24 protein-coding genes are annotated in these 22,936 nt (G+C 72.4%); 11 read left to right on the top strand and 13 right to left on the bottom strand.

Annotation, left to right across the window (positions count from 1 at the left end; all coding sequences use genetic code 11):
• Positions 1-43: 43 nt before the first annotated feature.
• On the top strand, positions 44-514 hold the full coding sequence (locus tag ACIBL4_RS30840; RefSeq protein ID WP_399415057.1) for a DUF5709 domain-containing protein: 471 nt from the start codon (positions 44-46) through the stop codon (positions 512-514).
• Between the two features lie 37 nt (positions 515-551).
• Positions 552-797 carry a type B 50S ribosomal protein L31 gene (locus ACIBL4_RS30835; RefSeq protein WP_086563794.1) on the top strand — a complete coding sequence of 82 codons (246 nt, stop codon included), beginning with the start codon at positions 552-554 and terminating at the stop codon, positions 795-797.
• Positions 798-825: 28 nt separating this feature from the next.
• On the opposite strand, the gene ACIBL4_RS30830 is transcribed toward ACIBL4_RS30835, so the two are convergent.
• Complete coding sequence (locus ACIBL4_RS30830; protein WP_399415056.1) at positions 826-1,620, bottom strand: metal-dependent hydrolase; 795 nt, start codon at positions 1,618-1,620, stop codon at positions 826-828.
• A 145-nt stretch (positions 1,621-1,765) separates the two neighbouring features.
• On the opposite strand from ACIBL4_RS30830, the gene ACIBL4_RS30825 reads away from it, so the two are divergent.
• The 3 genes from ACIBL4_RS30825 to ACIBL4_RS30815 all read left to right on the top strand — a co-directional run bounded on the left by ACIBL4_RS30825 (position 1,766) and on the right by ACIBL4_RS30815 (position 6,204).
• The gene (locus ACIBL4_RS30825) at positions 1,766-4,279 is read left to right on the top strand and encodes a DEAD/DEAH box helicase (RefSeq protein WP_399415055.1); all 2,514 of its coding nucleotides are present in this window, start codon (positions 1,766-1,768) and stop codon (positions 4,277-4,279) included.
• A gap of 37 nt (positions 4,280-4,316) precedes the next feature.
• Positions 4,317-5,189, top strand: coding sequence for an acyl-CoA thioesterase (locus tag ACIBL4_RS30820; RefSeq protein ID WP_399415054.1), 873 nt, complete (start codon positions 4,317-4,319; stop codon positions 5,187-5,189).
• A 118-nt stretch (positions 5,190-5,307) separates the two neighbouring features.
• Complete coding sequence (locus ACIBL4_RS30815) at positions 5,308-6,204, top strand: DMT family transporter (protein ID WP_399415154.1); 897 nt, start codon at positions 5,308-5,310, stop codon at positions 6,202-6,204.
• Positions 6,205-6,293: 89 nt separating this feature from the next.
• Here the strand turns inward: ACIBL4_RS30815 and ACIBL4_RS30810 are convergent, their stop codons facing one another.
• The 4 genes from ACIBL4_RS30810 to ACIBL4_RS30795 form a co-directional block, all read right to left on the bottom strand.
• Positions 6,294-7,079: an Fpg/Nei family DNA glycosylase gene (locus tag ACIBL4_RS30810; protein WP_399415053.1), complete on the bottom strand. Its 786-nt coding sequence runs from the start codon at positions 7,077-7,079 to the stop codon at positions 6,294-6,296.
• Between the two features lie 10 nt (positions 7,080-7,089).
• A complete protein-coding gene (locus tag ACIBL4_RS30805) occupies positions 7,090-7,461 on the bottom strand; it encodes a VOC family protein (RefSeq protein ID WP_399415052.1) in 372 nt (123 codons plus the stop codon).
• A 117-nt stretch (positions 7,462-7,578) separates the two neighbouring features.
• Positions 7,579-8,469 (bottom strand): DUF6397 family protein, encoded by an 891-nt coding sequence (locus ACIBL4_RS30800; RefSeq protein WP_399415051.1) that lies wholly within the window; start codon positions 8,467-8,469, stop codon positions 7,579-7,581.
• A gap of 126 nt (positions 8,470-8,595) precedes the next feature.
• Positions 8,596-9,009 carry a roadblock/LC7 domain-containing protein gene (locus ACIBL4_RS30795; RefSeq protein ID WP_356923715.1) on the bottom strand — a complete coding sequence of 138 codons (414 nt, stop codon included), beginning with the start codon at positions 9,007-9,009 and terminating at the stop codon, positions 8,596-8,598.
• A 102-nt stretch (positions 9,010-9,111) separates the two neighbouring features.
• Between ACIBL4_RS30795 and ACIBL4_RS30790 the strand changes: the two genes are divergently transcribed.
• Positions 9,112-9,540, top strand: a complete 429-nt coding sequence (locus ACIBL4_RS30790; RefSeq protein WP_399415050.1) for a PPOX class F420-dependent oxidoreductase — start codon at positions 9,112-9,114, stop codon at positions 9,538-9,540.
• Positions 9,541-9,556: 16 nt separating this feature from the next.
• Here the strand turns inward: ACIBL4_RS30790 and ACIBL4_RS30785 are convergent, their stop codons facing one another.
• From ACIBL4_RS30785 to ACIBL4_RS30765, 5 genes are all read right to left on the bottom strand, one after another.
• Positions 9,557-10,162, bottom strand: coding sequence for a GTP-binding protein (locus ACIBL4_RS30785; protein ID WP_399415049.1), 606 nt, complete (start codon positions 10,160-10,162; stop codon positions 9,557-9,559).
• Between the two features lie 76 nt (positions 10,163-10,238).
• Complete coding sequence (locus tag ACIBL4_RS30780; RefSeq protein WP_399415048.1) at positions 10,239-10,649, bottom strand: DUF742 domain-containing protein; 411 nt, start codon at positions 10,647-10,649, stop codon at positions 10,239-10,241.
• Between the two features lie 22 nt (positions 10,650-10,671).
• Positions 10,672-11,109: a roadblock/LC7 domain-containing protein gene (locus ACIBL4_RS30775; RefSeq protein ID WP_399415047.1), complete on the bottom strand. Its 438-nt coding sequence runs from the start codon at positions 11,107-11,109 to the stop codon at positions 10,672-10,674.
• On the bottom strand, positions 11,106-13,709 hold the full coding sequence (locus tag ACIBL4_RS30770; RefSeq protein WP_399415046.1) for a nitrate- and nitrite sensing domain-containing protein: 2,604 nt from the start codon (positions 13,707-13,709) through the stop codon (positions 11,106-11,108). The genes ACIBL4_RS30775 and ACIBL4_RS30770 overlap by 4 nt, the downstream gene beginning before the upstream one ends.
• Before the next feature lie 183 nt (positions 13,710-13,892).
• Positions 13,893-14,666, bottom strand: coding sequence for an MHYT domain-containing protein (locus tag ACIBL4_RS30765; RefSeq protein WP_399415045.1), 774 nt, complete (start codon positions 14,664-14,666; stop codon positions 13,893-13,895).
• Positions 14,667-14,818: 152 nt separating this feature from the next.
• On the opposite strand from ACIBL4_RS30765, the gene ACIBL4_RS30760 reads away from it, so the two are divergent.
• Positions 14,819-15,418 (top strand): class I SAM-dependent methyltransferase, encoded by a 600-nt coding sequence (locus tag ACIBL4_RS30760; RefSeq protein ID WP_399415044.1) that lies wholly within the window; start codon positions 14,819-14,821, stop codon positions 15,416-15,418.
• 33 nt (positions 15,419-15,451) lie between these two features.
• On the opposite strand, the gene ACIBL4_RS30755 is transcribed toward ACIBL4_RS30760, so the two are convergent.
• Complete coding sequence (locus ACIBL4_RS30755) at positions 15,452-16,354, bottom strand: oxygenase MpaB family protein (RefSeq protein WP_399415043.1); 903 nt, start codon at positions 16,352-16,354, stop codon at positions 15,452-15,454.
• A 99-nt stretch (positions 16,355-16,453) separates the two neighbouring features.
• Between ACIBL4_RS30755 and ACIBL4_RS30750 the strand changes: the two genes are divergently transcribed.
• Together ACIBL4_RS30750 and ACIBL4_RS30745 are read left to right on the top strand one after the other, a co-directional pair.
• On the top strand, positions 16,454-16,750 hold the full coding sequence (locus ACIBL4_RS30750) for a hypothetical protein (RefSeq protein ID WP_399415042.1): 297 nt from the start codon (positions 16,454-16,456) through the stop codon (positions 16,748-16,750).
• A gap of 135 nt (positions 16,751-16,885) precedes the next feature.
• A complete protein-coding gene (locus ACIBL4_RS30745) occupies positions 16,886-17,761 on the top strand; it encodes a hypothetical protein (RefSeq protein ID WP_399415041.1) in 876 nt (291 codons plus the stop codon).
• 122 nt (positions 17,762-17,883) lie between these two features.
• On the opposite strand, the gene ACIBL4_RS30740 is transcribed toward ACIBL4_RS30745, so the two are convergent.
• On the bottom strand, positions 17,884-18,066 hold the full coding sequence (locus ACIBL4_RS30740; RefSeq protein ID WP_010040978.1) for a hypothetical protein: 183 nt from the start codon (positions 18,064-18,066) through the stop codon (positions 17,884-17,886).
• A gap of 290 nt (positions 18,067-18,356) precedes the next feature.
• On the opposite strand from ACIBL4_RS30740, the gene ACIBL4_RS30735 reads away from it, so the two are divergent.
• Together ACIBL4_RS30735 and ACIBL4_RS30730 are read left to right on the top strand one after the other, a co-directional pair.
• A complete protein-coding gene (locus tag ACIBL4_RS30735) occupies positions 18,357-21,218 on the top strand; it encodes a DEAD/DEAH box helicase (RefSeq protein WP_399415040.1) in 2,862 nt (953 codons plus the stop codon).
• The gene (locus tag ACIBL4_RS30730) at positions 21,215-22,498 is read left to right on the top strand and encodes an SWF or SNF family helicase (protein ID WP_399415039.1); all 1,284 of its coding nucleotides are present in this window, start codon (positions 21,215-21,217) and stop codon (positions 22,496-22,498) included. The genes ACIBL4_RS30735 and ACIBL4_RS30730 overlap by 4 nt, the downstream gene beginning before the upstream one ends.
• Here the strand turns inward: ACIBL4_RS30730 and ACIBL4_RS30725 are convergent.
• Positions 22,487-22,837 (bottom strand): hypothetical protein, encoded by a 351-nt coding sequence (locus ACIBL4_RS30725; RefSeq protein ID WP_399415038.1) that lies wholly within the window; start codon positions 22,835-22,837, stop codon positions 22,487-22,489. The genes ACIBL4_RS30730 and ACIBL4_RS30725 overlap by 12 nt on opposite strands.
• Positions 22,838-22,936 lie beyond the last annotated feature (99 nt).

Here is a 22,936-nt window from a genome sequence, read left to right as displayed (position 1 = left end):
GGCCCCGGTGTGAACGGGCCCGCCCCACCCCCTGGAGGTACCCGTGAAGAGCTCCGACGGCTGGGGAGACGACGTCTACCAGCCGGAACCATCCGAGCAGAGAGAGGACACGGGGCTGCTCGACGCCGAGGACACCCTGGAGTACGACGGCGTCGACGATCCCCTCGACCGCGGCTGGTCCCCTCCCGAGCGGCCCTGGGCCGTGGAGCACAGGGGCGTCACGGCGGCGGAGCGGCGGCAGGGCGAGACGCTGGACGAGCGGCTCGCCGAGGAGCTGCCGGAGCCCGTCGCCCCGGACGGTGACGGTCTCGGGGACTGCCAGGGCACCGACGGGGAACTCCTGGACCACGAGGTGGGCGCCGCCCGCTCCGGCCGGCTCGTCGCCCCCGACGAGGGCGCGCACGAGGACGAGGAGAGCGCGCTGGTTGCCATGGACGTGGGCATCGACGGCGCGGCGGCGTCGGCCGAGGAGGCAGCCGTGCACATCGTCGACGAGGACGTCCTGCCCGGCTGATCGCAGAACCCGACCCGAGCCACACGAGGGAGCAGCCATGCAGCAGGACAAGCACCCCGACTACCACCCCGTCGTCTTCCGCGACCGGGCCGCCGGTTACGCGTTCCTGACCCGGTCCACCGCGACCAGCGACCAGACCATCGAGTGGGACGACGGCGAGACCTACCCGGTCGTGGACGTGGAGATCTCCTCGGAGAGCCACCCCTTCTACACGGGCAAGGCCCGCACCGTGGACTCGGAGGGCCGGGTCGCCGCGTTCGAGCGCCGGTACGGCGGCCGCTGAACCCCGTCTCCTCCAGCCCGGCCGGAGCTCAGATGACGTTGAGCGCCGCCGCGCAGCCCACCCCGCCGAGCAGCATGAACACCGGCATCAGCACCCTGAGCTCGACCCAGCTGCCCGCGCGGAACCGCAAGGCCTTCGGCGGCCCGACCGGGTACCAGCGCTTGCGCCCCACCGGTATGGGCCACAGGACCGGGCAGCCCGAGACGGTGAGTGCGTCCCCCAGGTCGTGCACCAGTGCCCCCAGCACGACCGGCAGCCCCAGCCACAGGTACTCCTGCCCCGGCGCGGTGAACAGCCAGTCCGCGCCGTTGCCCGGTTTGTCCAGGACGCCGGCGAGGATCCAAGCGGTAGCCGCGGCCAGCAGCCACACCAGCACGTCGCTGCTGGAGCCGCGCGCCGCCCGCCACAGCAGACCCTCGATGGCCAGCACCATGTTCACGAAGAGGATCGCCAGCACCCCCCAGCGGTCGCTGGTGATCGCCACGGCCGAGGTGCCCGCACCGATCAGGACCGCCCACAGCCAGGTGTGCGTGAGCGTCCGGTGCCCGCCGGAGCGACGCGGGTCGCCTTGTTTCTTGGTCGCTTTGTAGACCGCGTACGACAGCTTGTCGACGATCTCGCACAGCCAGCGCGACAACGGTCCGAAGGACCGGGAGATGGTGGCCGCCTTGTGGTCGAGGTCCGGGGCGAGCGCGGCACCGGCGCAGACCAGGGCGCCGACGAGGAGGACCGGCCAGGGCATCGGGTGCCCGGCCGCGGCGGCCGCGGCACCGACGCCGAGCCAGGCGGCGCCGCCCGACAGTGAGTGTGCTGGTCCCATCATCGGCGTGGCCCGCCCCATTCCTCGTGTACCGCTGTCCAGTTGACCGGCGCGCTGACATCCCGTCGGCGACACAGCGTAGCGTTCGCGATCTTCGCGCCCGCAGCCGATTCCCGCATCGGGCGGGAGGCCAGGCAAGATGGGGGGCGTGACCCTCATCGATCAGCTGCCGCGGACCGCCGACCCCGACGCCCTGTACGAAGCCTTCGAGTCGTGGGCCGGTGAGCGGGGTCTCACCCTCTATCCCCACCAGGAGGAGGCGCTGATCGAGGTGGTCTCCGGCGCGAACGTGATCGTGTCGACGCCCACGGGTTCCGGCAAGAGCATGATCGCGGCGGGCGCGCACTTCGCCGCGCTGGCCCGGGACGAGGTCACCTTCTACACCGCCCCGATCAAGGCGCTGGTGTCGGAGAAGTTCTTCGAACTGTGCAAGATCTTCGGCACGGAGAACGTCGGCATGCTGACCGGCGACGCGTCCGTCAACGCCGACGCCCCCGTGATCTGCTGCACCGCCGAGGTGCTCGCGTCGATCGCGCTGCGCGACGGCAAGCAGGCGGACGTCGGCCAGGTCGTGATGGACGAGTTCCACTTCTACGCGGAGGGCGACCGCGGCTGGGCCTGGCAGATCCCGATCCTGGAGCTGCCGCAGGCGCAGTTCGTGCTGATGTCGGCGACGCTGGGCGACGTGTCCTTCTTCGAGAAGGACCTCACCCGCCGCACCGGCCGCCCGACCGCGGTGGTCCGCTCGGCGACCCGCCCCGTGCCCCTGTCGTACGAGTACCGCTACACCCCGCTCACGGAGACGCTCACCGACCTGCTGGCGGCCCGGCAGGCGCCCGTCTACATCGTGCACTTCACACAGGCGCAGGCCGTGGAACGGGCGCAGGCGCTGATGAGCATCAACATGTGCTCGCGTGAGGAGAAGGAGCAGATCGCGGAGCTGATCGGCAACTTCCGCTTCACCACCAAGTTCGGCCGCAACCTCTCCCGCTACGTCCGGCACGGCATCGGCGTCCACCACGCCGGCATGCTGCCCAAGTACCGCCGCCTGGTGGAGAAGCTGGCGCAGGCCGGCCTGCTGAAGGTCATCTGCGGCACGGACACGCTCGGCGTGGGCGTCAACGTCCCCATCCGCACAGTGTTGTTCACGGCCCTCACCAAGTACGACGGCACCCGCGTGCGCACGCTGCGCGCCCGGGAGTTCCACCAGATCGCGGGGCGCGCAGGCCGGGCCGGTTACGACACGGAGGGCTTCGTCGTCGCGCAGGCCCCCGAGCACGTCGTCGAGAACGAGAAGGCGCTCGCCAAGGCCGGTGACGACCCGAAGAAGCGCCGCAAGGTCGTCCGCAAGAAGGCACCCGAGGGCTTCGTCGCGTGGTCGGAGCAGACCTTCGAGAAGCTCATCACCTCCGAACCGGAGCCGCTGTCCTCCCGGTTCCGGGTGACGCACACGATGCTGCTGTCGGTGATCGCCCGCCCCGGCAACGCCTTCGAGGCGATGCGCCACCTGCTGGAGGACAACCACGAGCCGCGCAAGCAGCAGTTGCGGCACATCCGCCGGGCCATCGCGATCTACCGCTCGCTGCTCGACGGCGGCATCGTCGAGAAGCTCGACGAGCCGGACGCCACCGGCCGCGTCGTCCGCCTCACCGTCGACCTCCAGCAGGACTTCGCGCTCAACCAGCCGCTGTCCACGTTCGCGCTGGCCGCGTTCGAGCTGCTGGACCCCGAATCGCCGTCGTACGCGCTCGACATGGTGTCCGTGGTGGAGTCCACCCTGGACGACCCGCGGCAGATCCTCGCCGCCCAGCAGAACAAGGCGCGCGGCGAGGCCGTGGCCCATATGAAGGCGGACGGGGTCGAGTACGAGGAGCGCATGGAGCGCCTCCAGGACATCACGTACCCGAAGCCCCTGGAGGAGCTGCTCTTCCACGCGTACAACACGTACCGCAAGAGCCACCCCTGGGTCGGCGACCATCCGCTGTCGCCGAAGTCGGTCATCCGCGACATGTACGAACGGGCGCTGTCCTTCACGGAGTTGGTGTCCCACTACGAGCTGGCACGCACCGAGGGCATCGTGCTGCGCTACCTGGCCAGCGCCTACAAGGCCCTCGACCACACCGTCCCGGACGACCTCAAGTCCGAGGACCTCCAGGACCTGATCGAGTGGCTGGGCGAGATGGTGCGCCAGGTCGACTCCAGCCTGCTGGACGAGTGGGAGCAGCTCGCCAACCCGGAGGAGATGACCGCCGAAGAGGCCCAGGAGAAGGCCGACGAGGTCAAGCCGGTCACCGCCAACGCGCGTGCCTTCCGCGTCCTCGTCCGCAACGCCATGTTCCGCCGCGTGGAGCTGGCCGCCCTCGACCAGGTCGAGGAACTCGGCGAGATGGACGCGGAATCCGGCTGGGACGCCGACGCGTGGGGCGAGGCGATGGACAAGTACTGGGACGAGTACGACGACCTCGGCACCGGCCCCGACGCCCGCGGCCCCAAGCTGCTGATCATCGAGGAGGAGCCGGAGAACGCCCTGTGGCGGGTCCGGCAGATCTTCCACGACCCGAACGGCGACCACGACTGGGGCATCAGCGCGGAGGTCGACCTCACGGCCTCCGACGCGGAGGGCCGGGCTGTCGTCCGCGTCACCGACGTCGGCCAGCTGTGAACGTCCCGGCAGCAGCGAGCACAGGAGAATCCCACCGATGACGACGAACCCTGCCGAGAGACTGGTAGACCTGCTCGATCTGGAGCAGATCGAGGTCAACATCTTCCGTGGCCGCAGCCCGCAGGAGTCCCTCCAGCGGGTCTTCGGCGGCCAGGTGGCCGGCCAGGCCCTGGTCGCCGCCGGCCGCACCACGGACGGCGACCGTCCCGTGCACTCACTGCACGCGTACTTCCTGCGCCCGGGCATCCCGGGCGTGCCGATCGTCTACCAGGTCGAGCGGGTGCGCGACGGGCGGTCGTTCACGACCCGCCGCGTCACGGCCGTGCAGCAGGGCCGTACGATCTTCAATCTCACCGCCTCCTTCCACAAGCCGGAGGAGGGCAGCTTCGAGCACCAGCTGCCGCCCGCCCGCAAGGTCCCGGACCCGGAGTCCCTGCCCACGGTCACGGACGAGATCCGCGAGCATCTGGGCGCGCTGCCCGAGCAGTTGGAGCGGATGGCCCGCCGCCAGCCCTTCGACATCCGCTACGTGGACCGGCTGCGCTGGACCACCGACGAGGTCGCGGACTCCGAACCGCGCAGCGCCGTGTGGATGCGCGCGGTCGGGCCGCTCGGCGACGACCCGCTCGTGCACACCTGCGCCCTCACCTACGCCAGCGACATGACCCTCCTGGACGCCGTCCGCATCCCGGTCGAGCCGCTGTGGGGCCCGCGGGGCTTCGACATGGCGTCACTGGACCACGCCATGTGGTTCCACCGCCCGTTCCGCGCGGACGACTGGCTGCTGTACGACCAGGAGTCGCCCATCGCGGTCGGCGGGCGCGGTCTGGCCCGGGGCCGGATCTACGACCGGGAGGGCCGGCTGGTCGTGTCGGTCGTACAGGAGGGGTTGTTCAGGAAGCTGGGCTGACCCCCCGCCGCGACGTCGTGATGCGCGGCTCCGATCGCGCGCGTGCCCGGTTCCGGCGACCATGGCAGGAGGAGGCACCGCCGGCGTCACGCACCCGCCGATCCGGGAGGTGGCCACACTGCACACCGTGCTCCCCATCGTCTTCGCGGTCTGCGCCGCCCTCAGCAACGCCGTCGCTACGGTGTTGCAGCGCAAGGCGGCGCTCACCGTGCCGCGCTCCCAGGGGCTCCGGGCCGGGCTCATCGCCGACCTGCTGCGCCGGCCCGTCTGGCTGGCCGGCATCGGCGCGGTGATCGCCGCCGCCGTCTGCCAGGCGCTGGCGCTGGCGACCGGGCCGCTGACGATCGTGCAGCCCCTGTTCGTGCTGGAGCTGCCGCTCACCCTCGTCGTCGCGTCGCTGCTGATGCACCGGCACCTGCCCCGCACGGGCTGGCTGGCCGTGACGGTGGTGGTGGCCGGCCTGGCGATCGCGCTCGCCGCCGCCTCCCCCGCCGGCAATCGCACCCATGTCGAGCTGGACCGCTGGCTCCCCGCCCTCGCCGTGTGCGCGGGAGCGGTCGCCGGCCTCGCCGTCGCCGCCCTGCGGCGCCCGGAGGGGCGGGCCCGGGCGGCGTGCCTGGGTGCCGCTACGGCGATCAGCTACGCGGTGACCGCGGCGCTGATGAAGACCGCCATGCACATCCTCGACGAGCAGGGACTCGTGGGTTTCCTCACCGCCTGGCAGACCTACGCGTTCGCCGCGGCAGGCGTGTGCGCGCTGTTCCTGCTGGAGAACGCGATGCAGGCCGGCCCGCTGGTCGCCTCCCAGCCCGCGCTCACCCTCGGTGACGCGCTGGTGAGCCTCGCCCTAGGCATCCTGCTGTACGAGGAGACGGTCCGCACCGGGTGGTGGCTGCTGCCCCAGCTCTTCGGTGTCGCGCTGATCGCCACGGGCGTCTTCGCCCTGGCGCGGATTCCGTTCACACAGTCACTCGTGACACCGGACGAGGAACGCCGGACGGCGGGGGTGCCCTGAGTGTCGTGGTCGCCGAGATCGGGGACGGTGAGAGGCGCAGCCGGCGGACCTGGCCCGGCGAGTGTCCCGGGGGCCGCCCCCCCGCCCGATCACCCGTCCGGCTGGCAGCCCGGGCACCACACCGTGCCACGCCCCGCCATCCGGGACCGCCGCAGGCCGCTGCCGCAGCGGGGGCACCTGGGGTCGGGGTCGTCGCGGTGCCCGGTGAGCCAGGAGTCGCGGGGCGGCACGCACCCCGCGTTGACGGCGGACCGCAGGGTTCTGCGCATCTCGCTGTACAGGCGACGCCGATCGTCCTGGGTGAGCTCCCGCGCCCGGCGGTCGGGGCGCAGCCGGGCGCGCCAGAGGATCTCGTCGGCGAGCAGATTACCGAGGCCGGCCAGGACGGACTGGTCGGTGAGCGCGGTCTTCAGGTGCCCGCGGCGCGACGAGAGCACCGCCTCGAACTCCGCGCGGTCCACCGCCATCGCGTCGGGGCCCTGCCGCCGGAGCAGCCGGTCGAGATCGGAGTCGTCGTGGGCCAGCCACAGGCCCTGGAGTTTGCGCTGGTCACGGAAGCGCAGCTGACGGTTGCCGCTCAGGGTGAACAGCACGCGGTCGTGGGCCTCCACGGGGTCCTCGGGACGTCCGCAGACCAGTCGGCCTGTCATGCCGAAGTGCAGCACGAGGGTGGGGCCGCCGGTGCGGGCGAGCAGCCACTTGCCGTGCCGCTCCGGCGTGCCGAACCGCCGTCCCTCCAGCGCGTCACGCAGGCCCGGGACCCCGACGCCGTGCAGGACGCCCGCGTCCCGTACCTCGACTCGCCGCACGACCCGTCCCTTGGCGCAGGACTGCAGCACCTGCCGGAAGCCCTCGACATCGGGCAGCTCTGGCATGACCTGCGGGTCAGGTTTCCTGGAGGACGGACAGCACGTTCCCCGCCGGGTCGGTGAACCACGCGATCAGCGGGCCGCCGCCGCGGAAGATGCCCTTGTCGTCCGCCTTGAGGTGGTCGTAGCGCTCGAAACGCACCCCCCTTCTGCTCAGCTCGTCGACCGCCGCCTCGATGTCGTCGACGGGGAAATTGAGGATGGTGTACGTCGCCGGGGTGTGGTCTTTCTTCGGGTATACCAGGATGTCCCGGTCGCCCGCGATGTGCAGGATCAGCATGCCGTGCTCTTCCGAGACGCGCAGTCCCAGCGTGTCGCCGTAGAACGTCCTGGCCGCCTCGATGTCGTTCACGGAGAACCCGCTGTACGCCTTCGTCGTACCGAACATGATCGCCTCCCGGACCTAGTCTCCTCACAGGTCGGACCGGGACGCATCCGGAAACTCATCGCTCATCGGGCGGACAGCGGGGCGCGCGCCCACCGCTCCTGCGGGAGGCGGGCAGGGTCACCCCGTAGGCCACCGGCTTCTGCGACGCAGCCAGCCCAGGAGGCCGTGGGAAGGGGCGTGGTCCGGGAGTGCCGGACGGTCCTCCTGCCGTAGGGCCGGTTCCGGGGACGGGCGTGGTGCCGGGTGTTGCCTGCGGGCCGTTTCCATCGTGTGGGCGAGGTCCGCTCGGAACCAGGCCACCTCGTCCGGCTCGCTCGCCGTCATGAGCTCCTGGGCCCGCTCGGCGGCGGGCGAGCCGGGCGCGCCGTGGGCCGGGAGCCGGGGGCGGCAGCGGTTCAGGCGGTCGCGCTCGTGCGGGTCCTCGACGACGTCCACCACGTCGGCCGGGTCGAGGAGGCAGGCGACGGCCGCCGCATGCGCCCACGGGTCGTCTCCCGCCTGCCGCAGCAGGAATCCGATGTGCCGTCCCCGCCAGTTGCGGGGCCGCCGGTCCAGCTTTGCCCTCATCCCGTCCCGCACTTCCTCGGGCATGCGGCCGGTCAGCAGCCGGGCGTTGCTCTTCTCGGCGGCGAACTGCCGTAGTTCCTCGGCCGGATAGAGCCAGACGACGGTGCGGTAGCGGTTCAGGTAGAACCGGACGGGCACGAGCAGGCCGAAGCGCGCGAGGCTCGTGAACCTGGTGGGCGTCACGCCCATGATCTCGGCGCCCTCATGGGTGCCCGCGGTCGCGACGCGCTCGCGCAAGGCGTCCGGGAAGCGGTCCTCGGCGCGCAGCCGGTCGATCTCGGCGCGGGCGACCCGTGGGCCTCCGCCTCCTGGGTCGGGGACGGTCCGGACGAGTCCGAGATTCACCGCCAGATCGAACTCCCCTCGCTTGAGTTGGAGTTCGCGGGCGGCCCGGCTCGGGGCGCAGGTGAGGCGGTCGGATTTCGCGATGGTGCCTGACATGGTCGGTCTCCCCCGTGGAGTCGGCGGCTCACGCCGTGTGCGGTCGCCGTGAAAAAACCGTAGCCGCTTCGGCGGATCTCGTGGTGAGCCTGTGGATAACTCCGCGGGGGATGACGAACGTGCAGGTCAGGCGCCTGTTTCCGGTTTCCGTTCGGGCTGGCGCGCGTCCACGTCGAGGTGCTCGCCGACCCGGTTGACCAGAAGGGTCATCTCGTAGGCGATCTGGCCGATGTCGGCCTCCGCGCCGCTGAGGACGCACAGACAACTGCCCGTGCCGGCCGCGGTGACGAAGAGCACCGCATCGTCGAACTCGATCATCGTCTGGCGAACGCTGCCCGCGCCGAAGTGCCGTCCCGAGCCCTTGGCCAGGCTGTGCAGTCCGGACGACACGGCCGCGAGGTGCTCCGCGTCCTCGCGGCGCAGTCCCGTGCTCGCCCCTGTCACCAGGCCGTCGTTGGACAGGACCAGTGCGTGCCGCACCTGGTGGACGCGCTCGGTCAGGTCGTCCAGCAGCCAGTCCAGTCCCTGGTTCTGCGCCATTTCCGATCTCCCCGTTTTCTCCCCGTGCGATTCTCCTCCTGGCCGGAGGATCTCCACGCCAGCCTTCCCCACGACCGCGGTCGGGGCAAGGAGGATGGAGCCATGGCAGAGAAGATGACCGACGCGCAATGGCGGGAGTTCGTTTCCCACGGCACCCGCACCGGAAAGCTCTCCACGGTCCGGGCCGACGGGAGCCCGCACGTGGCCCCGATCTGGTTCGTCCTGGACGGCGACGAACTGGTGTTCAACACCGGCAAGGACACCGTGAAAGGGCGCAATCTCATCCGTGACGGCCGGGTCGCCCTGTGTGTGGACGACGACCGGCCGCCGTACTCCTTCGTGGTCGTGCGGGGCCGCGCCCGTGTCTCGGAGGACCTCGGCGAGATACGGCACTGGGCCACCCGCATCGGCGCCCGGTACATGGGCCAGGAGCGCGCCGAGGAGTTCGGCGCCCGCAACGGCGTCCCGGGCGAACTCCTCGTCCGGGTGGCCATCGACAAGGTCCTGGCGGAGCGGGACGTCGCGGACTGACAGAGAGACACCCCGGTCATCCGACCGAGTCGAGGAGCCGGGCGGTGTGCATCCGCCCGGCGTACTCGACGAGCCGGATCAGCACCTCCTTCCCCGAGTCGCGATCGCGGGCGTCGCACAGCACCACGGGCGTGCCCTTGTCGAGGTCGAGGGCGCGTGAGACATCCGGGGCGCCGTGGTGGCGGGCGCCCGCGAAGCAGTTGACGGCCACGACGAAGGGAATGCGCCGGTGCTCGAAGTAGTCGACCGCGGGGAAGCAGTCCTCCAGGCGCCGGGTGTCCGCGAGGACCACCGCGCCGAGCGCCCCTTGCGACAACTCGTCCCACAGGAACCAGAACCGGTCCTGGCCCGGTGTGCCGAACAGGTACAGGGAGAGGCCGGAGCGGATGGTGATGCGGCCGAAGTCCATGGCGACGGTCGTGGTGGTCTTGTGGTCCACACCGTCGGTGTCGTCCACCAACTGGCCGGCTTCGCTGAGCAGTTCCTCGGTGCGCAGCGGCCGGATCTCGCTGACGGCACCCACCAGGGTGGTCTTGCCCACGCCGAACCCGCCGGCGACCAGAATCTTCAACGCCAGTGCGGAGGTCTCGCCGCCGGTTGCGTCGGAGTGCTCGGAGACCATTGATCACTTCTCTCGGGAGTGCCGGCAAAAGGGTGAGGTGAGAAGGGGGAGGTGAGTACGGGGTGGTGTCATGCGTCTACAGCGCCCTCAGTCCTGCGATCACCTCGCGCAGAATCCGCTCGTCGGGCAGCTGTGCCGGCGGCACGGGGCGGCTGACGGTGACGCAGCCGAGTTCCAGGAGGTCGCCGAGGAGGACCCGGACCACGCCGACGGGCAGGTCCGCGCCCGCTGCGAGTTCGGCGACCGACTGGGTCTCCGTACGGCACAGGTCGAGGAGGTTGCGGTGTTCCGGGCCGAGCGGGGCGTCGTCCACGCCGGGTGCGGCCGGGTCGAGCGTGACCAGGGCGATCAGGTCGAACCCCACGCCGGTGGGGCCGGGCCGGGTGCGTCCGCCCGTCATGGCATAGGGGCGGACGAGCGGGCCGGCCTCGTTGTCGTACCACTGGCTGCCCTGCTCGGCCGGGGTGCCCGTCATGTCCTCGGTCATCTGCGGGGACCGCCCTCTCGGTTCATCCGGCGGCGGGTGGCCGGGCGCCGACGCGGGGCGCGGTGCCGAGGTGCTCCCCGACGCGTTTGACCAGGCGTGCCATCTCGTAGGCCACGAGGCCGATGTCGGCGGTCACGGCGGTGAGGAGGGCGAGGCAGGATCCGTCGCCCGCGGCGGCCACGAACAGGAAGCCCTCGTCCATCTCCACCATGGTCTGGCGGACCCCGCCGGCACCGAAGTGCCGCCCGGCTCCCTTGGCGAGGCTGTTGAAGCCCGAGGCGACCGCGGCGAGGTGCTCGGCGTCCTCGCGGCGCAGGTCGGTCGAGGCGCCCACGGCGAGGCCGTCGTTGGACAGCACCACGGCGTGCCGTATCTCGCTCACGCGGAGCACCAGATCGTCCAGCAGCCAGTCGAGTTCGCCGGAGGTCCGGGCGGAATGCCTGCTCGGGTCCTGGATCATGCGGGGTCTCCTTCGCTGCTGTCGCTGCCCGTCGGACCGGGGGTGATGGTTCCGCGGCCGGGTGGCCTGCCGCCGCCGCGCGTCCATCCGGCGCGGTACGCCGCCATGCGGTCACGGACGGCCTCGGGCGTGCGTTCGTCGTCCCGGGGCGCGGGCGAGGGCGGCGGCTCTTCGGGGCGCCCGTTCCGCAGTTGGGGCGCGAGGCTGGCCTGCCGTACGCGACGCGGGAGGTCGTCGGAGTCTTCGGGCTGCTCGGGCCGGTGCAGTCGCAAGGTGGCGACTCCTGGGGGTGGGGTGTGGCTGGTGGCCTGCGTGGCTGTCGGGACGGGAGCCACCAGGGAGCGCCGGTCGGCCAGTGCGGGGAGGACATCGGGGACGGCGTCGGTGACGGCGTCCTGACGCGGGAGGTCGTCGGGCACGCGCGCGTGGGCGCGCTGCTCGGGCTGCCGCGCGTACACCGCTGCACCGTGGGAACGTTCGACTTCACCGTGGGAACGTTCCGCTTCACCGCGGGCACGTTCGGCTTCACCGCGGGAGCGTTCCGCGGCCCCGGTGTGCAGCAGGGCGGTGGGCACAAGGACGACCGCGGTGGTGCCGCCGTACGGCGAGGTCCTCAGGTGGACCTTGACGCCGTGCCGGGCGGCGAGCCTGCTGACCACGAAGAGGCCGAGCCGGTCGCTGTCGAACAGGTCGAGCGTCTCGGACTGCTCGATGCGGCGGTTGGCTTCGGCGAGGGCCTCCTTGCCCATGCCGAGGCCGCGGTCCTCGACCTCGACGGCGTAGCCGTTGCCGACGGGTTCGCCGGTGATGCGCACGCGCGTGTGGGGCGGCGAGAACTGGGCGGCGTTCTCGATGAGCTCGGCCAGCAGGTGCGTGAGGTCGGCGACGGCCGCGCCGAAGACGGCCGCCTCGGGGAGTTGCCGTACCTCCACGCGCGCGTAGTCCTCCACTTCGGAGACGGCCGCGCGGACGACGTTGGTCAGGGAGACGGGCATGCGCCAGGCCCGGCCCGGGGCCGCTCCGGAGAGGATGATCAGGCTCTCGGCGTGGCGCCGCATCCGGGTGGTGAGGTGGTCTAGGCGGAACAGGTCGCTCAGTTCGTTCGGGTCGTCGGAGCGGCGTTCCATGCTGTCGAGCAGGCTCAGCTGCCGGTGGACGAGGATCTGGCTGCGGCGCGCGAGGTTGACGAAGACGCCGGAGATGCCGCTGGCGAGTTCGGCGCGCTCGACAGCGGCCCGCAACGCGGCCCGGTGGACGGTGCCGAGGGCCTCGGCGACCTGCCCGGTCTCGTCCTCGGCGGCCGGTCCCGCCGGTGCCTCGGCGCGGATGTCGATCTCCTCGCCCGTGCGCAGTCTCCGCATGGCCTCGGGGAGTTTGCGCCGGGCGATCTCCAGGGCGCTGTTGCGCAGGCTCACGAGCTCCACCACGAGGCCGCGGCCGATGCGTACGGAGATGACGAGTGAGGCGGCGACGGCGGCGAGACCGAGCAGGACGGCCGCGCCGGCCGGGGTGAGCAGTCCCCGGGTGAACGGGTCGGCCCGCTGCGCGACGCCTCGTGCGGCGTCGTCCTCGATCGTGCGCATGCCGTCCTGCACGCGCGCGTGGGCGGTGTCCCAGGTGCTTCCGGGTACCGCCTCGATCGCCTTGGCACCCGGTCCGGCGGCGAGGATCCCGTCCTCGGCATCGACCAGCCCGGCGTAGGCGGTGCTGTCGGTGAGGGCGTTCCACGCGGCGCGTTCGGTGCCGCGCAGGTCGGCGACGGCCGACTCGGTCAGGGTGCGGCGCAGTTCGACGGCGCCGGTGAAGAGCCGAAGCCGCTCCCCGGTCAGCGTCCCGGACAGTCGGGCGCTCGCCAACAGGGCCTCCTCCCGGGCCAAGGCCTCGCCCGCACGGGAGAATTCGAGCAGCACTCGCGCGTCGGAGCCGAGGTCGGCGTCCTGGATGCCGGTGAGGGCACCGCCGACGCCGAGCGCCTCCGAGATGGTTCGCGTGTAGCGGCTGTACGTCTCGGCCCAGCCCGCGCGCCGGTCGCGCACCTCGGTCCGCAGCGCACGCAGGTGCCCGGCCCCCGTGACGAACGCCTCCAGCCGGCGGGCGACTCCGGCGGGCAGCTCCTCGCTGTCGGCGACGGTGCTGTTCTCGCCGAGCCGCAGTTTCGCGACGGCCCGGTCGGTGTGCCGGGCGAGTGCGTCCAGCTCGTCGGTCCCCGCGGCGGAGGGGTCGGTGGCCCGGCGTACGGCGGCCGCACGCTCGGCCTGGAGGGCGGCGACCGCGGCAGAGACGGGGGTCCGGACCGTGGCGTCCACGCGCTGGACCTGCCGCAGCCGGGAGACGTCCTGGGCGGTGGTGACGGTGGCGTGGGCCCACAGGGCCAGGAGGGAGACGACCGGCACCATCAGCAGGCAGACGATCTTGGCGCGCACGGTACCGGGGGCGTATATGTGCCAGCGCTCCGCGCGCGCGGCCGCTCCGTCCGGTGCGGCCTCCGAGGGGGCCTGCCCACCCTCGTCGGCCGGTGGTCCGGCGTGCGCGCGGCGACCGCGCACGGGCGGGGGCGGCGCCTCGGCGCCTGTCTCGGGGGTCCTACGGGGTGTACGCATGAACTCCTCGCTCGCGGGTGGTTCGGGGCGTGTCACCCGGCTTCGGGGGGGTGCCGTCCGGGCTTGAGGGGTCTGCCGACCGGGCTGGCGGGCCGTCCGGAGGGCCTGTCGCCCGGAGTGTCTGTGGCCCGGAGTGCCTGTGGCCCGGAGTGCCTGTCGCCCGTCCGTCGGTGTCGGTCGTGGTCAGCGGGCGACGTTCTCGACCGGCCGCTGGGCCGACGCGGACGCCTCGCGCTCTCCCGCCGTCGGCGACAGCGCGACGAAGGCGGAGGTCAGGAAGAGGTAGGACCCGAGGCCGACGGCGAGGGGGAAGACGAACTGCATCGCCGTGGCCCCGGGCAGTGCGTCCCCGGAGGGCGTCACGCGCACGCTCACCGCGAACATCCCGGTGTAGTGCATGCTGCTGACGGCAGCGCCCATGATCAGGGAGGCGATGGTGACCGCGACGGGCGACTTGATGTTGAGTGCCGCCCACAGGGCCGCCGTCGCGGCGACGACGGCGATCAGGACGGAGAGCCCGACGAGCACCGGGTCGTAGGTCACGTCGCCGTGCAGGCGGACGGCCGCCATGCCCAGGTAGTGCATGCTCGCGACGCCGAGGCCGGTGGTGAGCCCGCCGATCAGCAGGGCCCGGCCGCGGTCCCGGCTGTAGCCGACGGCGAAGACGCCGGCGCTGACCACGACCATGGCGACGAGCAGGCTCAGCAGGGTGAGCGGCACGTCGTAGCGGATATCGGTGCCGGCGACGCTGAAACCGAGCATGGCCACGAAGTGCATGGTCCAGATGCCGGTGCCGATCGCCGAGGCTGCGGTGACGAGCCAGTTGCGGCGCGAGCGCCCGGTGGCGCCGAGCGCGCGGACGGTGCAGCGCAGTCCGAGTGCGGCGCCTGTGCAGGCCATCACGTACGACAGCGCGGGGGTCAGCCATCCCAGGGCGGCGTGGTCCAGGTGTCCCATGGCTCCGGGACGCTAGACCCGCCAGGGGCGCGCAAAGGGGGCGCCTTTCGAAAGCTGTTGGAATATGACGTAAGGATGTACCGGAACGATCGGGTCACGCTCGAACGTGTGCACTGAGGCGTCATCCGTGCCGGTGAGGAATCATGCCGTACATGAGCGACGACCAGACGCGTGTCCAGGAGTTCTTCACCGCCCGCGCCGCCGACTGGGACAGCCGGTTCCCGGACGACGGTCCGGCCTACGCGGCCGCGGTCGCCGAACTCGGACTGAAGGCGGGTGACCGCGTGCTCGACGCGGGGTGCGGCACCGGACGCGCCCTGCCGCCGCTGCGTGCCGCCGTGGGGCCGTCGGGCGTGGTGCTCGGCGCCGATCTGACCCCGGCCATGCTGCGGGAGGCGGTGCGGGCCGGACATAACCGTGACGGGGCGTTGCTGCTCACGGACGTCGCCGCGCTGCCGCTGCGCTCGCACTCGCTGGACGCCGTGTTCGGGGCAGGACTGATCTCGCACCTGGCGAGTCCGGCCGAGAACCTGTGCGAGCTGGCACGCGTGGTGCGACCCGGTGGCGTGCTCGCCCTGTTCCACCCGATCGGCAGGGCGGCCCTGGCCGCGCGCCACGGCCGCGCGCTCACCCCGGACGATCTGCGCGCCGAGCCCAACCTCCGGCCGCTGCTGGCCGGTTCCGGGTGGCGCATGACGTCGTACGTCGACGAGGACTCCCGCTTCCTGGCGCTCGCCGTGCGCGAGCACTGAGAACTCGTCGTCCGCGAAGACTGAGCAGCCGCATCACCCGGCCTCCGCGTCCGGCGCCGCCACGTGCCGCACAGGACAGCCCCGTACGCCGGGCACGGGGCGCGTGCCCAGGTCGGCGAGCCGATAGCCGTCCGGGTAGCCCTTGATCTCCCAGTTCTGGCGGGCGAAGTGCGGGACGCGCCGGGGCGGCAGCAGACGGACGGCGCGGCCCCGCAGCCGTACCGCGCGACGCACCCACGCGCGCGTGGCGGCGCTCGGCGGCGTGTAGCGGAAGGCGCGCAGCAGTGGGTCGTCGAGCAGCGCGAGGGTCGTGGTGCGCAGCAGCGGGGCGAGCGGGCGCGGGTACCAGGAGGACATCAGGTCCAGCGTGGCGTCCGAGACCCGCCGGGCCTGCTCGTCCCAGGCAAAGTGGACCGCCTCGTAGTCGTCGAGGCAGGCCTCGAACTCCTCGTAGGCCTCGGGGATGTCCTTGATGCCCATGTGCCGGCCCAGCGTGCGGTAGTGGACGACACTGGCGACGGTCTCGTGGCGCGACATCCTGCGCCACCCGTAGGCGTCGATCCACCGCTTGGGCACCACGACGAACGTGCAGAGCACGTAGCGCATGTCGTCGTTGCTGATGTCGTAGCTGCGGTGCATCTGGTTGATGCGGCGGATCGCGGTCCTGCCCTGGTCGCTGCCGAAGCCGTGCTCGACCACGGCGTCCAGGAGCAGCGACGTGTCGTCGTAGCGCTTCTGCGTCCGCTCCGTGAGTTCCGCCGTCTCGGCGAGCAGCCGGCCGATGCTCGGGACCGCGTAAGTGCGGTACAGGGCCAGTTCCAGGGCGCGGGTGAAGTCCCACGGGAACTCGTAGGCCACGCTCAGCCGGTAGATCTCCGTTGCCTGCCGGTGCGGGTCCATTCGCCGTATCTGTTCCAGGCGCGCGAAGCGCTTCACAGTGCCGTCCCCCTTCTGTCACCGGATCTGCAACTTTACGTTGGAGTCCGGAAGATGACCGGCACGGCGGGACATCCGCACAGGGGGAAGGTGGTCAGCATGTGGGGCAAGGTCCGCAAGGCCGGAGGCAGAGTCGCTCATGCCATGCGCACGGAACCGAAGGCCGGCGGGAACAAGCGTCCGCACAATCTTTTCGAGGCGGCCGCTGCCTACGTCACGGCGAGCGCGGAGGACGACCAGGAGCGGGCCGACGAGGCGGCCGGCTGGGTGTCGCCCGAGGCGCTGTCGTTCGGGGTGAACGAGCTGGCCTGCCGGGCCGTCATCGCGCTCGCCCGGGAACGGGGCCAGTCACCGCGGACCGTGGCCCGTGAGTTGCTGGGGCTGCCCGCGGAGTGACAGGCCCGGCCGGGACGGCCGATTCGCCCCGTCCGCCGGAAAACGGCAGCTCCGCGTGTGCTCGCGGGGCCGTGACAAGGGGCTTCCGCGCACACTAGGGTGCGCGCCGGTGGACGAACCGATGGGGAGGCTGGGATGGCCGGGACGGAAGAGGACACCGTCGCCGCCGCGGACGATGCGCTCTATGTGCTCACGGCGGTGCTGCTGACGCCGGCGAAGTTCCCGAGCGTGCTGGGCGACGACTATCCGGAGGCGTGCGCGGCGCTCGGCCTCGCGCCGCTCGCCGACGGGTACGGGCTGGTGCTCGGCCAGGACGGCGACGGCGCCCGGTGGACCGTGGTCATCGACGACGTCTCCCTCGTGGCCGTCGCGATCGCCTCCTGGGACTGCGGGATGGAGTACGAACTGTCGCCGGATGAGCGCACGGTCGTCGCGGCGCTGCCCGGCTGGCCCCTCGCGGTCGCCGTCGCGGCCCCGGGGGTGCCCGCGCCGCACGATCCCGGTCCGGAGGCCGACGACCGGCCCCCGCTGGCTCCGCCGGACACCACCGTCTGGGGCCCCGCCCAGCGGCGTCTGGGCGCCGACGAGATCGCGCTTCAGTGGGCGACGTGGCGGGAACTGGTCGACGACTCGGCCTTCCCGGCACCAGGGTCCTCAGCGACACCGCGATCCTCGCCGGCACCGGGCGACGCGGGCGCGGCGGCCGACGGCCCGGGCGGAGGCGGGGAGAACGGGCAGCAGGGCCACAGCGGCATCCGGCGCGCCCTCGCGGAGGCCCGCACCTACATCGACTCGCCGCCGCCGCTGGGCCGGGTCCGGTCGTCGTTCGCGCCCGGTGACGCGCGGATCCTGCGGGCCGACGGTCCCGGCTGGTCGCTCGTCGCCAGGACCGACGACATCGCCTTCGTGCTGCTCGACGAGGAACCCGGCGAGGTCCTGCCGGTGGGGCGAGGGCCGGAGCTGCCGGGCCTCCTCGAGGCCCTCGACAAAATGGCCGTACGGCCCAACTGAGCTGGTGGGCCGAACTGAGCTGGTGGGCCGAACTGAGCCGACGGGTCGAACCGAGGCGGTGGGCCATACGGCCCGAGCGAGCCGGTGCGGGCCTTCAGCCAGTCCCGCCGGTCAGCCGCGCGTCAACGGCCCAGTTCCTTGCGGGTGGCGCGGCGCAGCCTGCGCCGCTGCGAGGGGTCCAGCGTGAGATACGCGGCGGCCGGGACTCCCAGGATGATCAGGAGCGATGCCCACCAGGGCAGCCAGATCAACAGGATGAGCCCGACTGCCACACCACCTGCGGCGATCTTGGCGTTCTTGGACATGATGTCGCCTCCTTCGCGGCCACTGCCGCTCTCTGTCTCGAGAACGGGCCCGCGCTTGCGGCAGTTCCGGACCGCGACCCTGAGACATCCCTGAGGCGCTACCCTTACGCACCCCCGAGACCTCCATAGTGACCTAACTCATAGCCAAGTCATAGCCAGGATTTGCGGAAAGTGCTGTACCCTCGGCGACTCCGACTCCGCTAGTCAAATTTGAGGAATAAGCCATAGCCGAGCATCCCACTCCCCCGGCACCCTCCTCCGACTCCCCCGAACTGGCCCACTTCCACGCCGTGTTCCTGCCCGGTGACCCGCCCCGGACCGGCAGCGTCGCCTTCTGGCGACCCGACGGCGAGGCTCCGCCGACCGTGACCTCGGCGTCCGCGGCGGACCTGACCGTCGTCGTGCCCGGCGATGACGGCGTCGAGCCGCTGGGTGTGCCCGCGGTTCTGCTGCCGGTACGCGCAGCCCTGCCGGTCCTCACACGTGCGCGTGCCGAAGTCCATGGGCACCGGTCCACCGTGTTCTGGGGCGCGGCGGCCGCGCACGCCCTGCACCTCGTGGCGCGCGGACTGCTGCTGCCGGGGCTGTCCCCGGGCGACCACGACGCCTGGCGGACGGGCCCGCTGCGCGCCCAGGACGTCGAGGCCGTGCGCCGCCTCGCCGCCGCCATGCCGCCCGAGGCGCACGCCGTGCCCCTGGCGGGCGCCGGGCCACTGCGGCTGCCCGACCCGGTGCGGCTGCTGGGCGACTTCCTCGACGCGGTCGCCGACACCCTGCCCCGCTCCCCCGCCGCGCCGCTGGTCGCCGGCGGTCCCGCCTACGCGTCGGCCGATCCGGTGCGCCTGCCCGAGCAGCGCGCGTGGGCCGCCGACATCGCCGCGGGCCACGACGCGGGGGTACGGCTGTCGCTGCGGATCGAAGCGGGCGGCCTGACGGACGCGGTGGACGACGAAGCGAACACGGTGGACGACGCACCGGACGCGATGGACGACGGATCGGACGCGGTTGTCGACGAATCGGACGTGTCGTTCCGGGCCGTGCTCCAGGTCCACAGCGTGAGCGATCCCGCGCTCGTGGCGGACGCCGCGGACGTCTGGTCCGGCGCCGGGGGCGAGGCCTTCGGACCGCGCGCGCGGATGGACGCCCTGCTCGCCCTGCGCCGCGCGGCCCGGACCTGGGCCCCGCTCACGCCCCTGCTGTCGGCGACGGTGCCGGACGCGGTCGAGCTCGCCGACGAGGAGGTCACCGAGTTGCTCGGTGCGGGCGCCCGGGCGCTGGCGGCCGCCGGCGTGGAGGTGCACTGGCCGAAGGGACTGACCCGCGAGCTCACCACGCGCGCGGAGGTGGGCCCTCCCGACGACGAGCCGGAGTCCGGCACGTCCTTCGCGGCCGTGCCGTCGTTGCTGTCCGCCGACGCGCTGCTCGCCTTCGACTGGTCGTTCGCGCTGGGCGACCGGCGGCTGAGCCGCGAGGAGCTGGACCGGCTCGCCGAGGCCAAGCGCCCCGTGGTGCGACTGCGCGACCAGTGGGTCCTCATCGACCCTCAGGAGGTGCGCCTGGCCCGCTCCCGGCAGGACCACAAGGTGACGCCGGTGGACGCGCTGGGCGCGGCCCTGACGGGCTGGGCGGAAGTGGACGGCCACCGGGTCGAGGTGCGACCCACCGGGTGGCTGGCGGCCCTGCGGGAGCGGCTCGCGGACCCCGAGGCGCAGCAGCCCGTGGAACAGCCGGCGGCCCTCGCCGCCACCCTGCGGGACTACCAGCGGCGAGGCCTGAACTGGCTCGCGGGTATGACGTCGCTGGGCCTCGGCTGCTGCCTCGCCGACGACATGGGACTCGGCAAGACGATCACGCTGATCGCCCTGCACCTGCACCGGCAGACCGACGCCCGGTCCGCCGGGCCCACCCTGGTGGTCTGCCCGACGTCCCTGATGGGCAACTGGCAGCGGGAGATCGAGCGGTTCGCCCCCGGCACACCCGTGCGGCGCTTCCACGGCGCGCGGCGCGGCCTCGACGGCCTGGCCGACGGGGAGTTCGTGCTCACCACGTACGGCACGATGCGCCTGGACGCGCCCCGGCTCGCCGAGATGCCGTGGGGCATGCTCGTGGCGGACGAGGCCCAGCACGTGAAGAACCCGCACTCCTCGACCGCGCGGGCACTGCGTTCGATCGGCGCACGCGCGCGTGTGGCGCTCACCGGCACCCCGGTGGAGAACAACCTGTCGGAGCTGTGGGCGATCCTCGACTGGACCACTCCCGGGCTACTGGGCCGCCTCGGCACCTTCCGCAGGCGGTACGCGGAGGCCGTCGAGGGCGGTCAGGACCCGGCCGCAGCCGACCGGCTGGCCCGGCTCGTGCGGCCGTTCCTGCTCCGGCGCCGCAAGTCGGACCCGGGGATCGCGCCCGAGCTGCCGCCGAAGACGGAGACCGATCACGCCGTGTCGCTCACCCACGAGCAGGCGGGCCTGTACGAGGCCGTGGTGCGCGAGGCGCTCGCGGAGATCTCCGGCGCGGACAGCATGGCGCGGCGCGGACTGATCGTGAAGCTGCTGACCGGACTCAAGCAGGTCTGCAACCACCCGGCGCAGTACCTCAAGGAGGAGCGGCCGGTGATCGCCGGACGCTCCGGGAAGCTGGACCTGCTGGACGAACTGCTCGACACGATCCTCGCCGAAAAAACGGGCGTGCTCGTCTTCACGCAGTACGTGCAGATGGCCCGCCTTCTCGAACGCCACCTGGCCGCCCGCGGCACGCCCTCGCTGTTCCTGCACGGCGGGACGCCCGTCGGCCAACGCGAGGCCATGGTGCGGCGCTTCCAGGACGGTGAAGTGCCCGTGTTCCTGCTGTCGTTGAAGGCGGCGGGCACCGGCCTGAACCTCACCCGGGCCGAGCACGTCGTGCACTACGACCGCTGGTGGAACCCGGCCGTGGAGGCCCAGGCGACCGACCGCGCCTACCGCATCGGCCAGACCCGGCCCGTGCAGGTGCACCGGATCGTCGCCGAGGGCACCATCGAGGACCGCATCGCCGAACTGCTGACCCGCAAACGGGAGCTGGCCGACGCGGTCCTCGGCTCCGGCGAGGCCGCCCTCACGGAGCTGACGGACGCGGAACTGGCGGACCTGGTCGAACTGCGAGGGGGCCTGCGATGACTCGGCACGACAGTGACACGGAGCGCACGTTCGCCGCGTTGCCGCCCGCACACGGGAGGGGCTTCGCACAGACCTGGTGGGGTCAGGCGTGGCTGAAGGCACTGGAGGATACGGCACTGGAATCGGCGCACCTCAGAACGGGCCGCATGCTCGCGCGCGCGGGAGCGGTCGGCGCGGTGTCGGTGCGCCCGGGACGGCTCACGGCCGTGGTGCAGGACCGCGACCGCACGGCACACCGGGCCGACGTCCTGCTGGAGGAGCTCTCGCCCGGGCAATGGGACCGCTTCCTGGACATGGCCGTGGAGCGGGCCGGTCATGTGGCAGCGCTGCTGGACCGTGAGATGCCGCCGCACCTGGTCGAGGACGCGGCGGCCGAGGGCATGGAACTGCTGCCGGGCCTGGGCGATCTGGAGCCGGAGTGCGACTGCGGAGCCTGGGACCACTGCGGGCACACGGCGGCGCTCTGCTACCAGGTGGCACGCCTGCTGGACCAGGACCCGTTCGTCCTGCTCCTGATGCGCGGACGCGACGAAGCCACCCTGCTGAACGCTCTCCAGTCGCGCAGCGGCGCGTCCGCCCCAGGGCGTTCCGGCCAGGAGGGGGTGGACGCGGCCGAGGCCTACGCCACCGGCGACCTCCTGCCTCCGCTGCCGCCCCTTCCCGAACTCCCCGACGAGCCGGGGGCGCCGCCGTCCTTGGACACCGAGACACCGCCCGCCCCGGGCATCGACCCGGCCGCGCTGGAGTTCCTGGCCGCGCGGACCGCCGTACAGGCCCACCGCATGCTCGCCGAGTCATTCCGGGCAACGGCCGAACCGCACCCTTCAGGTGCGGAGTTGACCGTCGCGGAAGACGCCGTACGGCTGGCCGCGGGCGGCCCCGGGCAGGAGGTGGCGGACCGTCTCGCCGCCGGGTCGGGACGCGGCCGGGAGGGGCTGGCAGCGGCGGTCCGTGCCTGGCGCCACGGCGGTACGGCCGCGTTGGCCGTGCTCGACGAGGAGTGGAAGGCGCGGGGCGAGACGCTCGCACGCGCGCGTGCCGCCCTGGAGTCGGCCTGGGACGCGGACGAGCGGCCGGAACTGCGGGCGCGGGGCAACCGCTGGACCGCCGTCGGCGCCCCGGTTCAGCTGCGCCTCGGCCGGGACGGCCGGTGGTGGCCGTACCACAAGGAGCGTGGCCGCTGGCTGCCCTCGGGAGGGGCCGCACAGGATCCGGCGACGGCACTGACGTCGGCGGAACTCGCCGCGCGTGAGGAAGCCGCTCCGGGTTCAGGGCAGTAACGCGCCGGCGTCCAGGGACGGCAGGAGCGATTCGAAACCACTCGGCAGATCGCTCGGCAACTGGCTCGGGAAGCCCGACGGCAGCCGGGTCGGCAGGTTGCTGGGCAACTCGGTGGGCAACTGGCTGGGCAGCCTCGTGGGGATACCGAAGGACGGAGCGGGGGTGCTGCTCGTGCTCTCGGCGGGCGGCTCCCGGTCCGGCGAGTCGTCGTCTCCCCTGGCCATCAGCACCACGACGGACACGGCTGCGACGGCCACGAGCACGGCGAGCAGGAGGAGCAGGGGGTTCCGGCGCCGGGGAGGCCCGGGCGGATGCGGCGGTACGGGCGGCATGGCCATACCGCCCAGCGTCGCCGCGCACCGCTCAAGGCGGGAGGGGCGCACGGAAGTTGCTACGGGCTCATGGCGTGGATCGCATGATTCCGGAGCATTACGGAC

The organism is Streptomyces sp. NPDC050416 (assembly GCF_044458845.1).
Lineage (GTDB): Bacteria > Actinomycetota > Actinomycetes > Streptomycetales > Streptomycetaceae > Streptomyces.
The sequence above is the reverse complement of the archived record's forward strand: the minus strand, read 5'-3'. Positions and strand labels throughout refer to the sequence as shown.